Origin of the sequence: Mycobacterium sp. (assembly GCF_036488105.1) — a bacterium.
In the GTDB taxonomy this organism is placed as follows: domain Bacteria; phylum Actinomycetota; class Actinomycetes; order Mycobacteriales; family Mycobacteriaceae; genus Mycobacterium.
Genome location: NZ_DASXHW010000050.1, coordinates 22,708 through 37,049, shown reverse-complemented (window position 1 = coordinate 37,049; position 14,342 = coordinate 22,708). Strand labels below are relative to the sequence as shown.

The 14,342-nt window shown below is 66.0% G+C and carries 13 protein-coding genes and 1 pseudogene; 10 read left to right on the top strand and 4 right to left on the bottom strand.

Translation table 11 applies throughout. From position 1 onward, the window contains the following. Nucleotides 1–460, bottom strand: a pseudogene (locus VGH54_RS02655) (hypothetical protein); the annotation flags it as partial. Between the two features lie 155 nt (nt 461–615). Beyond that, a complete protein-coding gene (locus tag VGH54_RS02650) occupies nt 616–1,479 on the bottom strand; it encodes a mycofactocin-coupled SDR family oxidoreductase (protein WP_331510385.1) in 864 nt (287 codons plus the stop codon). Nucleotides 1,480–1,737: 258 nt separating this feature from the next. Here VGH54_RS02650 and VGH54_RS02645 point away from each other — a divergent pair, with 258 nt between their 5' ends. The 3 genes from VGH54_RS02645 (at nt 1,738) to VGH54_RS02635 (ending at nt 4,971) form a co-directional block, all read left to right on the top strand. Continuing rightward, nucleotides 1,738–3,267: an aldehyde dehydrogenase family protein gene (locus VGH54_RS02645; protein ID WP_331510384.1), complete on the top strand. Its 1,530-nt coding sequence runs from the start codon at nt 1,738–1,740 to the stop codon at nt 3,265–3,267. Nucleotides 3,268–3,503: 236 nt separating this feature from the next. Then, nucleotides 3,504–4,301: an alpha/beta hydrolase gene (locus VGH54_RS02640; protein WP_331510383.1), complete on the top strand. Its 798-nt coding sequence runs from the start codon at nt 3,504–3,506 to the stop codon at nt 4,299–4,301. Further along, a complete protein-coding gene (locus VGH54_RS02635) occupies nt 4,279–4,971 on the top strand; it encodes a helix-turn-helix domain-containing protein (RefSeq protein WP_331510382.1) in 693 nt (230 codons plus the stop codon). Before VGH54_RS02640 ends, VGH54_RS02635 begins: the two co-directional genes overlap by 23 nt. 28 nt (nt 4,972–4,999) lie before the next feature. On the opposite strand, the gene VGH54_RS02630 is transcribed toward VGH54_RS02635, so the two are convergent. Next, entirely contained in the window at nt 5,000–6,211 is a 1,212-nt protein-coding gene (locus VGH54_RS02630; RefSeq protein WP_331510387.1) for a CaiB/BaiF CoA transferase family protein, read from the bottom strand. A gap of 63 nt (nt 6,212–6,274) precedes the next feature. Beyond that, nucleotides 6,275–7,036, bottom strand: coding sequence for an SDR family oxidoreductase (locus tag VGH54_RS02625; protein ID WP_331510381.1), 762 nt, complete (start codon nt 7,034–7,036; stop codon nt 6,275–6,277). Nucleotides 7,037–7,206: 170 nt separating this feature from the next. Here VGH54_RS02625 and VGH54_RS02620 point away from each other — a divergent pair, with 170 nt between their 5' ends. Genes VGH54_RS02620 through VGH54_RS02590 form a run of 7 tightly spaced genes read left to right on the top strand, consistent with a single transcriptional unit; the run spans nt 7,207 to nt 14,336 of the window. Next, complete coding sequence (locus tag VGH54_RS02620) at nt 7,207–8,220, top strand: dihydrodipicolinate synthase family protein (protein WP_331510380.1); 1,014 nt, start codon at nt 7,207–7,209, stop codon at nt 8,218–8,220. Nucleotides 8,221–8,236: 16 nt separating this feature from the next. Beyond that, complete coding sequence (locus tag VGH54_RS02615; RefSeq protein WP_331510379.1) at nt 8,237–9,355, top strand: acyl-CoA dehydrogenase family protein; 1,119 nt, start codon at nt 8,237–8,239, stop codon at nt 9,353–9,355. Next, complete coding sequence (locus tag VGH54_RS02610) at nt 9,355–10,347, top strand: acyl-CoA dehydrogenase family protein (protein WP_331510377.1); 993 nt, start codon at nt 9,355–9,357, stop codon at nt 10,345–10,347. The genes VGH54_RS02615 and VGH54_RS02610 overlap by 1 nt, the downstream gene beginning before the upstream one ends. Continuing rightward, nucleotides 10,344–11,153, top strand: a complete 810-nt coding sequence (locus VGH54_RS02605; RefSeq protein ID WP_331510376.1) for an enoyl-CoA hydratase/isomerase family protein — start codon at nt 10,344–10,346, stop codon at nt 11,151–11,153. Before VGH54_RS02610 ends, VGH54_RS02605 begins: the two co-directional genes overlap by 4 nt. Beyond that, the gene (locus VGH54_RS02600; protein WP_331510375.1) at nt 11,150–11,899 is read left to right on the top strand and encodes a 3-oxoacyl-ACP reductase family protein; all 750 of its coding nucleotides are present in this window, start codon (nt 11,150–11,152) and stop codon (nt 11,897–11,899) included. The genes VGH54_RS02605 and VGH54_RS02600 overlap by 4 nt, the downstream gene beginning before the upstream one ends. After that, nucleotides 11,896–13,533, top strand: a complete 1,638-nt coding sequence (locus tag VGH54_RS02595) for an AMP-binding protein (protein WP_331510374.1) — start codon at nt 11,896–11,898, stop codon at nt 13,531–13,533. Before VGH54_RS02600 ends, VGH54_RS02595 begins: the two co-directional genes overlap by 4 nt. After that, nucleotides 13,530–14,336 carry an acyl-CoA thioesterase gene (locus VGH54_RS02590; protein WP_331510373.1) on the top strand — a complete coding sequence of 269 codons (807 nt, stop codon included), beginning with the start codon at nt 13,530–13,532 and terminating at the stop codon, nt 14,334–14,336. Before VGH54_RS02595 ends, VGH54_RS02590 begins: the two co-directional genes overlap by 4 nt. Nucleotides 14,337–14,342: the final 6 nt, after the last annotated feature.

Below are 14,342 nucleotides of genomic sequence, written 5' to 3'. Positions count from 1 at the left end.
CCCCGATCACGCAGGCCACGCCGCCGCCGGAATCTAGGTTGAGCAAGACGAACACGACGCCACTTGCCGCCCAGGTTGCGAAGTGAACGACGGCCTGACGGTTGGCAATTCGCATGGCCGCACGCTGTTGCTCGGGGGTAGGTTCTTGGCCCCGGGCGAACCAGCGCACAGAGGGAAGCACGTGGAGAACGCCGGCGACGGCACCGGCGACTGACGCCATAACGACCAGCCCGGATGCCGCGATCAAGTTTTTGTCGGTGAGCAGGTTGCTGGCGTCACCGATAGTGTTCTTGCTCAGCGAGATGATGACCGCCGCCACCGCGGCGGCGGCCAGGAGATGTGCCAACGCAAGCCCTGCAGCATAACTGGCGCTCAGACGAACGGCGGCCGCGCGGCTCTCCTTGCTCACTACGCCGTTGGCGGCCGACATCACACCGGGCTGAGCGCCGACCTCAGCCACGTGTTTTCTGGTTGTTCAAGCGTCGCCAGCATTTACTGTCGCCACCGCGGGGGGTTTTATGACCGGTCGGGGTCTGACGGCCCCGCAGGAGGACCGCCGCGTTGGGGTGCTGCTCCGCCGGGACGTCGGCTCTATTCGTCTGCAAACCGTGGCGGTCACGCACCGGACCACGGCCGTGCCTTCAGAACACCACCCGCGTCAACGCGTAACTGCTGTCCAGTGATGTAGCGTGCGGCATCTGAGGCCAAAAACAACACGGCCTCGCTGACGTCCTCGGGCTCGATATAGGGGATCGGCATCCCGTTCATCACCGGGAATGCCAGCTCCGCGTCGGCGCGGGTGGGGTTCTGCAGGTCGGGGCGGAAGGCCCGATACATCGGCGGGCTCTGCAGCATGTCGGTGTTGACATTCGTCGGGTGGATGGCGTTCACCCGGATATTGCTGGGCGCAAGTTGCAGCGCCAAATCGTTGACATAGTGGGCGACCACCTGTTTGGCGAATGCATATCCACCACCGCCGGGTCCCAAGTCCATGCCGCCGGCCGTCTGCGACGCAAGATAGGCGGCCAGGGAACCGGTCGCGATGATCGACGCGCCGGCATCCAGATACCTGATGCTGGCGTGAACAAGATTGAGCACACCGACCAGATCGACGTCGACCGCGTCAACGAATGCCTGGGGCGGCAGGCCGGGAGTGAGCGGGGCAATCCCGGCGTTGGCCACCACAACGTCGAGCCGTCCCAACTCCGCGACGCCCGAGTCGATCGCGGCGGACAACGCGGCGCGGTCGCGGACGTCGGCCACCGCGATGTGGGCCCGGCGACCTTCTTTTTCGACGAGGCGCGCAGTTTCCTCGAGGTCTTCGAGCCGAGCCAGCGGATACTCATTGGTGTCGATGTCGGCGCAGAGATCGATGGCAATGATGTCCGCGCCCTCCGCGGCAAGCAGTCGAGCATGTGATCGCCCCTGACCCCGGGCGGCGCCGCTGATGAGGACGACTTTTCCGTCCACCCTTCCCATCCCTACTCCTTCCGAAGGTTCGAACCCGAAGCTGGGGGTGCCGGCATCGCAACGTTGCGGGTAGCGTCGAAGGTCTGCTGTAGCGCAGCACAAGAGCCTCAGGCTGTTCCAGACGATAGCTCAGCTGCGTCAGAATGGAATAGCATCCTCATAAAAAGCATATGATCGCTGCCGTTGGACGTATTTGCATTCCTCGGCCGCTTTCAGCGGTCGGCGTAGGCGCGTGGAGATCCCGGTGAAGACGGAGGTAGTAGCGCAGTGAGTGCTCGATGGGATTACGACAGCATGTTCATCGATGGGTCCTGGACGCCCGACAACGCCGCGGGGGTCATCGAAGTCATCGACCCCGCGACCGAGGACGTCATCGGCTCGGTTCCCGACGCCGACCCCAAGGCCGCACATGCCGCAATAGCCGCCGCCCGGCGGGCTTTCGACGATGGGCCCTGGCCGCAGACATCTCCCCGCCAGCGCGCGGTCACGCTCCGTCGGATGGCAGAGATTCTCGAGGAACGCCATGATCGGCTGAAGGAGCTGGTGATGGCCGAGTCCGGCTCGGTCGGCTTCCTAGCCGACATCATTCAGGTCCGGGGCACCATCGACATTGCGCAGTGGATCGCAGAGGCGATGGAGTACTGCGTTCAATGGACCGAGGTGTCGCCACCATCGGGCGGCCCTCGTGCGATGACGGGGCATGCCGTCGTCCGCGAGCCGGTGGGCGTGGTGGCGGCGATCACGCCGTTCAATTTCCCGTTCTTCCTCAACATTGTGAAGGTGCTGCCCGCCCTTGCTGCCGGCTGCACCGTCGTGCTCAAGCCCCATCAATGGACACCACTGGACGCCTACGAGATCGCCAGGGCGGCCGAGGAAGCGGGGCTTCCGCCGGGTGTGCTCAACGTCATCTCGGGCGGTGCCGAGGTGGGCGAAGAGATGACGAGGCACCCGATGGTCGACATGGTCACGTTCACCGGATCCACCGCAACAGGCCGCGCGATCATGGCGGCCGCCGCTCCGACCGTGAAGCGCTTACAGCTCGAACTTGGCGGCAAAAGTGCCTCGATCGTTTTAGACGATGTGCCCGAAGAACACGTCGCGGGGATGGGCATTCTCACGTCGATGATCCATGCCGGCCAAGGGTGTGCGTTGCACACCCGGGTGCTGCTGCCCGAGCATCTGCTCGACGCCTACGTCCAGGGCGCCACCACTTCGGCGTCTTCCCTCAAAGTGGGCGATCCTAGAGAGCCCGACACGGTCATCGGCCCGCTGATCCGAGAACGACAGCGCCAGCGGGTGGAGGGCTACGTCCGATCAGGCATCGAGCAGGGCGCCGAGCTGGTTTTCGGCGGCAAAAGACCAGAACACCTGACCAAGGGCTTCTTCTACGAGCCGACCCTGTTTATCAACGTTCGCAACGACATGCGCATCGCCCAGGAGGAGATATTCGGGCCGGTCCTCACGGTGATCACCTACAAAACCGAACAAGAGGCGATCCGCGTCGCCAACGACTCGATCTACGGCTTGGGCGGTGGAGTGATCGCGGGCAATACCGCGCGCGGTTTCAACGTGGCCCGGCAAATACGCGCCGGCAACGTGTCGGTACAGACCGTCGGGGCGCAGGTGAGCAATTTCGATGCCCTTGGCGGCTCTGGCCCTGGCTGGTCCGCGGACCAGCCCAATGGGGTCGGTATCACCGGTGTGTTCGGAGGATTCAAACAGAGCGGGGTCGGCAGGGAGTGGGGCCACCACGGCATTGAGGAATTCACTGAACTCAAGACGATCGCCTGGAGTTGAAAGCATCGGCCCAGCTGAACTGATAGCCGTGGGTTGTGCAGACTTTCCGGGTAGGGCTGCCTGCGCTTTAGCGTGTTAATCTTACTACCGGCATCTCCGACTATCGTGTTGGTAGAACATCATGGGCGCGAGAATGACCTGACATAGACGTCATTGGAAAGATGCGTCCGCATCGGCGTGGTGAGTGGCCGCGGTATGCGTCGCTGGAAGAGAATTGCAACATCGCTGAGGAAGTGATGACTGAATCTGTTGACGCAATCAGCCTGCGCACCTACCAGCGCGACGGACTGACGCTGGGGTACTCCGTGATGGGCGATGGTCCGCCCATCCTGTTCATTCACGGCGCAACGGCCACGGGGGAGTTCGAGTGGGGGCGGCTCGCGGCCAGGCTGGCATCTGATTATCAATGCGTCCTGCCGGATTTGCGCGGCCACGGCCGCTCAGAATTCCGCGGGTCCGGCGACATGGGGGAGGCCATCCGCGCGGATCTGCGACATCTCGTCGAGCACCTAGGCCTCGACCAGCCTCACATCGTGGGGTTTTCCTACGGCGCGGAGATCTCGCTCATGCTCGAGCTGTCAGCGCCTGGCACCGCGCGATCTCTGGTGCTGGTCAGCCCCGGCACCGGCCGCCCCAGCGACTACCGGGCTCCGCGCCTAGAGCACCTGTACCGCACCTGGCCGTTCGCGCTGCGTCGCCTACACGAGAGCCATCATGGACCCGAGCACTGGCGTCAGCTGGTGACGGCGCTACACGGGGACAGTCTCGGTCGACCCGAGCTGTCGGCGGACGCACTCGGTGGCGTCGGGTGTCCCGTGTTGCTGGTCGCCGGCGCCCTCGACGAGTCGACGCGACGGGCCCAAGGGCGGCGGTTCGCCGAAGTCAACGCGTCGGCGCGCTACGTAGAACTCGACGGCGCGGCGCACGCTGTGCACCACAAATGTTTCGATAGGTTTGAGCAGGTCATCAGTGCCTTCCTGACTGAAGTCGATAGCGAGAGAGTGGAAAGCCATGGCGCGACAAAAGACAGCTGAGCCAAAGCCCACGGGTGACCAGCCAGCAGACGAGTATGTGCCCAGCTGGCAGCGCGACAGTGTCGATCGCTCGCTGCGCAATGCCGTCGAACGGGCCCGTAAGCGCAGTGACCGTTTCGTCGATGCAGCCGTGGAACTGCTGTCCGAGCGCGACGAGAGCGACTTCTCCATCCAGGACGTCGTCGACCGCTCCGGTCAGTCGCAGCGCACGTTCTACACGTTCTTCGACAGCAAAGACAGCCTGATGCTCGCCGTGTACGAGACGATTCTGCGCAAGACCGCCATGCCCATGTTGCGGCAGCGGTGCGAGGGCATTGAGGATCCGGTACTGCGGCTTCGGGCGCTGCTGGAGGCGCTATCGGAGATCACCGCGATGCCGGCGCGGCTGGCTCGCGGGTTAAGCGTCCTACACTTGCGCCTGGCCGAGACGCGCCCGAAGGACCTTGCCTATGCGTTGGAGCCGCAGCACGCTTTCATCGTCGAACTGCTGACCGCGGTCGCGAAGGCGGGTCGACTGCGCGAGGACGTCGGCCTGCACACCCAAGCGGCCCTGCTTCAGGAGTTGCTGCTGGCCTCGACGCACTCCCGGGTACTCGCAGGCGGCAGCCAGACCAGCGTCGATGACCTGTGGGCGTTCTGCTCGGCCGCAGTGTTGCGTCGCGAGGACTGACCTGCGTCACTCGTTCCGGCGTTGAAGTTCAGGTCACGGCACCGGCGATTTTGAGGTTGATCAGCTCCTCGTCGGACTTGCCGAGTCCGCGCAGGATTTCGTCGGTGTGTTCGGCGAACTGCGGAGCACGGTTGATGCTGGCGGGTGTTTGATCGAATTGGACGGGGTTGGCAACCAATTCGCGCGGCGTGCCGTCGACGTCGAAGACCTCAGCGATCATTCCGTTGGCGCGCAGCGCCGGATCCTGGCCCACCTGCCACGGATCCTGCGCGACGGCCCATTGCCCTTCCATCCCGGCGAACTGCGAGGTCCACTCGGCCAGGGTCCGGCTGCCCAGCACCTCCTGAACGACCACCGCTGCCGCCGCTGCGTTTTCCATCAGTGCCTCGGCCTTTGCGAACCGTTCGTCGGTGAGGAGGTCCTCGCGCTCGATGCGCCGGCAGAATTCGGGCCAGTACCGACCGGGCTGCAGCATTGCCAACACGAGCCACCGGTTGTCGGCGGTGCGGTAGTGGCCGACTAGCGGATTGGTTGCTGCTGAGCCCAGAGTCGGCTTGCGTTCCGGTGGACCTCCCTCGAGCAGCGCGAAACCGACCGACAGCGCGTTGGCCCAAGCGCCGACGCCGAGCAGAGAGACATCGACGACGGAGGTTTCACCGGTCTTCTCCCGCGCCAGTAGTGCTGCAGCGATGCCGCCGGCGATGGTCATGCCGCCCAATGAGTCGCCGTAGGCGCCGCCGGGCATCTTGCACAGGCCGTCGAACTCGATCGGGGTGGTGCCCAGCGCGCTGCCTGCCCGGGCCCAGAACGCGGTGCTGTCATAGCCGCCCTTCTCACGGTCTGGACCGGCGTTACCAAAGCCTGAGCCGCGCACATAAATGATGTCGGGATTGACAGCGCGGACATCCTCAAGCTCAATGCCGAGCCTGCGGCGCGCCGCAGGTAGGAAATTCGTCAGGAACACATCGCTGGACGCGATCAATTCGTGCAGCACCCGCAGCGCCTCGGGCCGCTCAAGTGCGAGGCCGATGCTGCGCTTACCGCGGTTGGGATGTTCCATCAGCGGCGCGAACGATCCGGCACCGACTGGCATGTCCATCAGCCGGCTCAGGCCGCGCTGGGCGTCGCCGTGCTCGGCGTGCTCGACCTTGATCACCTCGGCGCCCCAGTCCGCCAGGACCGCGCCCGCGGCTGGGACGAAGGTGAATTGAGCCACCTCCAGAATCCGCACGCCTTCCATCGGTCGGATCACGACAATCTCCTAGTCTCGCTCAGTTCGATTGGTGCGGTAGCGATTCGGTGATCAGCTACTTGCCGGACGGACATGCACGACGTCCATCATCAACTCACGCGGCCGGTTCAGTACATCGAAAAGGACCTCGGCCACGGTCGCCGAGGTCAACTGTGTGGTTCCGCTCATCCGGGTCAGGTAGCCGTCGGCTTCCCAGATCGGCCAGGCCCTATCCAGGTCGCCTGGCCCGAAGTTCTCATAGATACCGGTGTCCCCGACCGCGCCGAGGATGACCAGGGTCACCCGGATGGACTCACGGCGCAATTCATGGGTCATCGCTTCGGTGAAGCCGTTGAGCCCGCGCTTGGTCGCTGCGTACAGGGTCATCATCGGCATGTGATCGAGGGTGATCTCGGAGGAGATGTTCATGATGTCGCCGCCGCCGGCCGCGCGCAGCAGCGGAATGGCTGCGCGCGTGGTGTAAATCGGTGCGATCAGGTTCGTGTTCACCGTGACCGCGATGTCCTCGTCGCTGGCCTCCTCGATGAGCCGGATCCGGCTGGCGCCGGCCGAATTAACCAGGACGTCGATGCGCCCGAACTGCGCGGCTACCTGCTCGAAGGCGGTGCCGATCTCGACGCTGGAGGTGATGTCGGTGACGATCGGCACGGCGTGGGGGCCAATCGACTCCGCGATCTCGTCGAGCAGCAGCTTGCGTCGGGCGAGCAGCACGACTGTTGCGCCTTCCTGGCCGAATCGCTGAGCAGTAGCCCGGCCCACCCCCATCGAGGCTCCCGAGACCACGACGACCTTGCCGTCCATGCTGGTGGACATCGTGACCCTCGTTCCTTGTGGTCGACTACGACAATTTTTGCGGGGTAGGCTTCAGCTACGGTGAAGGGCGCGTTGCATCGATTGCACATGTCGTTCTACCATGACGCGCACGTAAGAGTCATCACTGGCCGGGCGCTAGTGCGGGCGACTCGTTGGAAGGGAAGTGAGCTGTGGCCACGTCTGTCACCGGTAAAACAGTCACCGGTAAGGAGGCGAAGGACTGGGCTGCCGAGCATCTGTGGGGCAACTGCAGCTCGCTGTACACGCCGTTCTGCGGTCCCGACGGCGATGACATCGACTTCGAGGCGTTGCGTGCCCTCGTGCGGCATTGCCTGGTCGATTTGGACCAGGACGGTATTTGGCTCACCGGTGGCATCGCCGAGTTCTGGTCGCTGACCACCGACGAGCTCAAGGCGGTGGTCCGGGTGGCCGTGGAGGAGGCGCGCGCGGTCAAGCCCGGGGCGCTCATTCAGGTGATGTCGAGCACTGACACCGCCAAACAGTGCGTCGAGCTCACGTTGCACGCGCAGGAACTCGGCGTCGACATCTGCTACATCCTCACGCCGTATTTCGAATGCTCGGGCAAGCCGGGCGTTCTGGAGTATCTGCGTTATGTCGCTGACCGCACGGACATGCCGCTGGGATTCTTCAACTCGCACTCCACCGGCCTGGTGCTGACCCCGAGCGAATGCGTTGAGCTCTACCACGAGATTCCGGCGCTGTGCGGGCTCAAGAACGGGCTGCTCGACGCGCAGCACAGCCTGGCTGTGCACCGGCTTGCGCCCGAGATGGTGCTGTGGGAGGCCGCCGACGAGGCCGGCATTCGTCTGGGCATTCCACATCCTGGTGCACTGGGTTCAGCGCTGTACCTCTACGAGAAGCCCGGACTTCGGTTGTTCTCCGAGTGGCGTGCGCTACTGGTGGCCGGCGACTTTGAACGCGCCGATAAGTTCGCCGCCGACACCGGGTTGGCGGCGATGAAGGACGCCAGCCGCCGCTACCAGGCCCACCCTGCCCGGCCGGGCGCGTTCACCCACTGGGGGGCGGGGTTCAAGTTCGGCGCCTCCCTGCTCGGCCTGCCCGTCGGCGATTACCCTTCGCGGCCCCCGCAGACGGCCTTTCCCGACGACCTCAAGGGCCCGATCCGGGAGGCGTACGCCGCATCCGGTTTCATCACCACCTGAAGAACGGAGCTGTGGCGTGGAGGTGCGCGAGTTCCGCGACGGCGTGCGGGCCTGGATCGAAGCGCGGGGTCATGAGCTAATACCCCCGCTGGGAGACGACAGCGTCGACGCCCAGCTTGATCACCAGCGCCGGGTCCAACGGCTGCTGTTCGACGACGGCTGGATGCGGTGGGGCTGGCCACAGCGGCTCGGCGGATTCGGGGACTCGCCGATCCTTCGCGCCGTGCTCGGCGAGGAGCTCACCAGCCGCGCCTTGGTGCACACCACGTCCTGGTCGATGCACGAAGTCCTGGGGCCGGCCGTCGCAGAGTTCGGCCGGCCCGAGCTGGTCGAAGAGATCTTTCCCCGCTTGCTTCGCGGCGATGAGTCCTGGTGTCAAGGGTTTTCCGAGCCCGATGCCGGCAGCGACCTGGGGTCGCTGCGAACGACGGCGCGTCCGCACCGCGACGGATGGCTGCTCAACGGCGAAAAACTATGGACCAGCTTCGCCCAACACGCCACTCGTTGTGTCGTGCTGGCCCGAACCGGTACATCGGGGTCGCGTGGCATCAGTGCGTTTCTGGTGGACATGGACACTCCCGGCGTCACCGCGAGCCCGCTTCGCACGATGGCCGATGTCGACGAGTTCTGTTCGACGTCGTTTGTCGACGTGGAGGTGCCAGCGCAGCGTCTGCTCGGCGATATCGACTGCGGTTGGCAGGTGGCCCAGTTCATTTTGTCCTGCGAGCGAGGTCCGATCTTCTGGCAGCGCGGCGCGTGGCTGGGCCACCACCTGGGCATGCTGCTCGACGCGGTGCCCGACGCGGGATCGTATGCGGCGCTCGGCGAAGCGTATGAGCTGCTCTGGGCATTCCGGGCGCGCTCCAAGAGCACCCAGGACCGCATTGCCCGCGGGGATCTGCCCGGACCGGAGGCTTCCGTCGACAAGATCATGATCGCCGCCGCCGATCAGGCGGTGTTCGACGCCGCCCGCCAACTGCTGGCCGGGGGCATCGAAACCGATGACTCGCCGGCCGGACGGGCGTGGCGGCGGGAATGGGCCTACTCACGTGCCGCGACGATCTACGGAGGCACCAGTGAGATCCAGAAGGACATCGTGGCGAGCCGCCTGCTCGACCTGCCCCGGGGCGCCTGATGGAGGCCCAGGTGATCCAGGCCGCCGAGCGCGAATTAATGTCGGAAACCCTGCGTCGGCTTGCTGAGGAGTTCGACGGCACGCAACTCTCTGAGGCGCTCGACGATTTCGGGTTCGCCGACCTGCTGACCCACGAGCCGCGCGCGGCGGTGTCGTCGCTGTTCGACGCGGCCGGGCGCACCGGCTCGATGCCGGCGGCGTTTCAGGATGTGCTGTTGCTGCCGCTCGCCGGTGTGCTCGACGACGTCACGTCCGCCCAGAGCGTGGTGCTGCCCCTGACCGGCGCTCAGCTCGCCGGCTCATTCGACGGCGAGGCCGTGTCCTTGCGCGGTCTGGTCATCGGCGCGCGCCCTGCCACGGCGTTTCTGGCACCGGTGGCGATGGATGGTCAGACGGCGTTGGTCCGGGTGGCCGACCCGTCTGCGGTCTCGACCCGGACGGTGGCAGGTCTGGATCCTGCGCTGGGCATGGTTGAGGTGAGCTCCAGCGATCTCCCCGCGACGGTCCTGTCGGCGGGACCGGCGGCGGCCGCCGGCTGGAATGCCGTACTCACCGCGGGCCGGCGGGCGCTGGGATACCAGATCGTCGGAGCCGCCACCCAGATGCTGGATCTGGCGGTGGCGCATGCGCGTGTGCGTGTCCAGTTCGGCCGACCGATCGGCTCGTTCCAGGCGGTGCGCAACCGGCTCGCCGACACCTATGTCGCGCGGGAGGCCGCCGCGGCGGCGCTGGAGCTGGCGTGGGAGGCAGACGACGAGTACCTCGCGGCCATGTTGGCGAAATCGCTGGCGGGTCGGGCGGCGCGGATCGCGGCCACCCATTGCCAGCAGGTGCTCGCCGGTATCGGCTTCACCGCCGAACACCCGTTCCACCACTTCTTGGCCCGTGCCCTGGTGCTGGATTCGGTGTTGGGCTCAGCTACCGAACTTCGCAGCGCGATTGGCGCCAAACTGGTTGCGGCCGAGACGATCCCGAGGTTGGTGGAGCTGTGAGCGTCGACGATCCGCTGGTAGCAGTTGCTGAACCGGCGGTCACGGTGCGTCGTGATGGACCTGTGGCGGTGCTGACGCTGTCGCGGCCCGCCAAAGCGAACGCGCTGGACGGCGAGATCACCGGTGCGCTGTTGCACGCCGTTCGATCGCTCTGCGACGACGGCGACGTGCGCGCCATGGTGCTCACCGGGGCGGGCAGCTCGTTCAGCGCCGGCGGCGACATCGCGACGATCCGGCAGATGCGGGAGGACCGCGCAGTTCGCGATGCGATCCTGGAGGAGCACCAGGAGTTGTTCTGGACGATGAACCGGCTGCCGTTCTGCAGCGTCGCGGCGGTCAACGGGGCAGCGGTCGGCGCCGGTGCCACCGTGGCGCTGCTGTGCGACCTTGTGGTGATGGCAGAGGGCGCGTTTCTGTCGGATCCGCGGGTCGCGCTCGGGCTGCTCGACGGCGCCGGCGGAATCGTGTTGTGGCCGTTGCTGACCAGCCTCTCGGCGGCCAGGGAGCACCTGCTGCTCGGAGACCGCGTCAGCAGCGGCGAAGCGCACCGCCTCGGCCTGGTGAACCGCGTTGTTCCCACCGCGGAGACGGTGCGCGAGGCGGTCGGCCTGGCGCACCGGCTCGCGGCGCTGCCACCCTATGCCGTGCAGGAGGCGCGGCGCCTGCTGAACTCCCAGCTCGGTCAGGCCGCTTCGTTGCTGTCCGAGTGCGCGCGCGCCGAGAGCGCCTGCTTCGACACCGAAGAGCACCGCGCAGCCGTGGAGCAGTTGAGCGGCCGGCTCGCGGCCAAGGCAGGGGAGTCGTGACCACCTGCTCGCGTATCGCGTTGATTACCGGCGGCACCCGCGGCATCGGGCGCGCCGTCACCGAGAAGTTGACCCGCTCCGGCGTCGGCGTGGCCGCCGCCTTCATGGCCGATGCGGGCGCTGCGGAGGTCCTGCGCGACGATTGTCAAAAGTCAGGCGCGACGGTGACGCTGCACCACGCCGACGTGGGCGATCCGGATGCCTGCCGTCGACTCGTCGACGAGGTTCTGGATTCGCACGGTCGGCTCGACTACCTGGTCAATAACGCCGGCGCGGTCACCGAGCACCGCTACGGCGACATCACGACTGACGACTGGCAGCGCCACCTCGCCGTCAACCTGTCCGCGTCCTTCTTCCTCACCCAAGCTGCCCTGAACCACATGGCTCCCCAGCGCTTCGGCCGGATCGTCAATATCGGATCTGTGTCGGCGGTGATGGGCAGCCCGGTTCAGATCGCTTATGCCGCAGCGAAATCCGGGTTGATCGGGTTGACCAGATCCACCGCCCGGGCCGTCGCCCGCAAGGGAATCACGGTGAACTGTGTGATCCCCGGAAGTTTCGACACACAGCTATCCCAAGGGCTCGCCTTCACCAACCACGACGCCGTGACGTCGATGATCCCGGTCGGCCGCTGGGGACGGCCCGAAGAACTCGCGCACGCGGTCAGTTTCCTTCTCGACGACTTGGCCTCCTATATCACCGGAGCAGTCTTGACCGTGGACGGCGGAATGAGCATGGGCGGATGACTCCGACACGGTTGACGGCCGCGCAGATCGTCGCCCCCGGCGTACCTCAGGAGCAGCGGGACGACTACCGCAGGCTGGGCTACGTCAACGACATGACCATGAGCTCGGCGGTCGAACGCGCCGCGCGGTTATGGGGCTCGCGCCCGGCGGTAGCGCAGGCGGGCGTACAGATGACGCACCGTGAGCTGCTGGAGGTCGTTGAGCATGCCGCGGCCTGGTTGAGCGGCAACGGAATCCGACCGGGCGACGTTGTCTGTTGGCAGACCCCGAACTGGTGGGAGGCGCACCTGCTCGGTCTGGCCGTCTGGCACGTCGGCGCGGTGAGCGCCCCGATCGCTCCGTTCTACCGGGAGCACGAGCTGCGCCGGGTGATCGAGGAGGTGCGGCCTGCGGCCGTCATTTCGGCCGAGTCGTTCCGCGGTTTCGCGCACGCCGAGGCCTTCGACGATCTACTTGCCGAGAACGACCTCAACGGGATCCCGCGGATCCTGCTGCGCGGATCACGTTGCGGCTGGACGCCATTCGACGACGTCGTGTGGCATACCCGGCGTCTACCGTCGGCCAATGTCGGAGCGGACGAGCCTTGCCTTGTGTTGTTCACCTCCGGCACCACGTCGCGGGCCAAGGCCGCCGTCCACTCCTCGCGCACGTTGTTGGCCGAGAGCCGGCAGCTCGCTGACGCTTGGGGACTGGGGTGGGAGGACGTCGCCTACATGGCCGCCCCGCTGCAACACATCACTGGACTGCTCAACGCAATGACCATCCCATTGCTGGTGGGGGCCTGCGCGGTGCTCGCCGAACGGTGGGAACCCAGCCAGGCCGTGCAGGACATCATGGCGCACCAGGTGACCTACTCGGCCGGCGCGACGGTATTCCTGCAGGAGCTAACCGACGCCGCGCGCGACGCCCGGATCCGGTTGCCGCTGAGGATGTTTGCCTGCGGCGGAGCCTCGGTCCCGCGCGCAGTCATGGAGCGCAGCGAGGAGCAGGGCATCCCCGCGGCTCGCGTCTACGGCATGACCGAACTACCGACCGTGACCGTGATGAACCGGGCCGACCCCTTCGATCGGCGCGCTAAGACCGACGGCGCGGTGGCGCCTGGGGTCGAGGTGCGCGTCGTGGATGACGAATCCCGCTCGCTGACAACAGGTTGCGAAGGCGAGCTGCTGGTGCGCGGACCCGAACGAATGCTGGGCTACGTTGACCCCGAAGCCAACCGGGCCGCACTGGACGACGCAGGGTGGTTTCGCACCGGCGACATCGGTGTGGTCGACGGGGCGGGGTTCGTCACCATCACGGGGCGGCTCAAGGATGTCATCAATCGTGGTGGCGAGAAGTTTTCGGCTCGCGATATCGAGGACCTTCTGGCTGCCCATCCGTCGGTGCGTCAAGCCGCCGTTGTGGCTGGCGCTGACGCGAGATTCGGTGAAGTTCCGGTCGCGTTCGTCGTGCTGGGTGACAACGAAAACGCCTCGGCCGGCGAGCTCGCCGATTTCCTGCACACCGCGGGCCTGGCGCGCCAGAAGACACCGGTCGCATGGCATGTCGTCGACGCCTTGCCGATGACCCCGTCCGGGAAAGTAAAGAAGTTCGAACTGGTTGCAACCGCGCAAGCCGCAAAGGGCACACAATGAATCTCGAGCAGTTCCGCACCATCCTCGACATCAAGTGCCAGAGCGACGACCGCACCATTCTCCCAGTCGCCGAGCGGGCCGGCGAGCAGATCTTCGGCGGCCAGATCCTCGCTCAGCTGGTGGCTGCCGCCGCACCCGGGCGGACCGTCAAATCGGTACATGCCGCCTTTCCGCGGTCGGGCCGGCCCCGGGAGCCGCTGTATTTGGACCTGGAGAAGACGCACGACGGACGCTCGCTTGGACTGCGGCGCGCAGTGGCCTACCAGGACCAGCTTGCTGGTGGGCGTCGCGTCGTGGCCACCGCCACCATCCTGGTCGACCGCGCCGACGACGAGTACGACTACCAACTCGACGCTGTGCCTACCTCAGACCCGTTGGCCGCCAAGCCGGTCGATTTCGCTGTGGTGCCCGGCGAAGCCAGGCTGATCAGCGAAATCGGGCTCGATGACGTCAGCGCAGCGCCCGCCGAACTCGCCTTCTGGATGCGCTGTCCCGACTTCGCTGACACCTCGCTGGCCCGGCCGGTGCTTGCCTACGTCTCGGATTGGCCCCTGATCGGCACGCTGCTCAAGGCGGTGCCGGGCCTAAGCCAGCAGGACGCCCACATCCAGCTGCAGACTGGGGTACTCAGCCATTCCATTTGGTTCCACCAGCCATTTGATGTGTCCCAATGGTTGCGGGTGGACATCCGCGGCCAGCGTCTGGCCGGCGGCCGCGGGTTCGGCACCGGCGCCGTCTACACCCAAGCCGGATCACTGGTGGCGTCGTTCGCCCAGGAGAGCGTGATCAGGAGCTTCAGATAAAGGAGA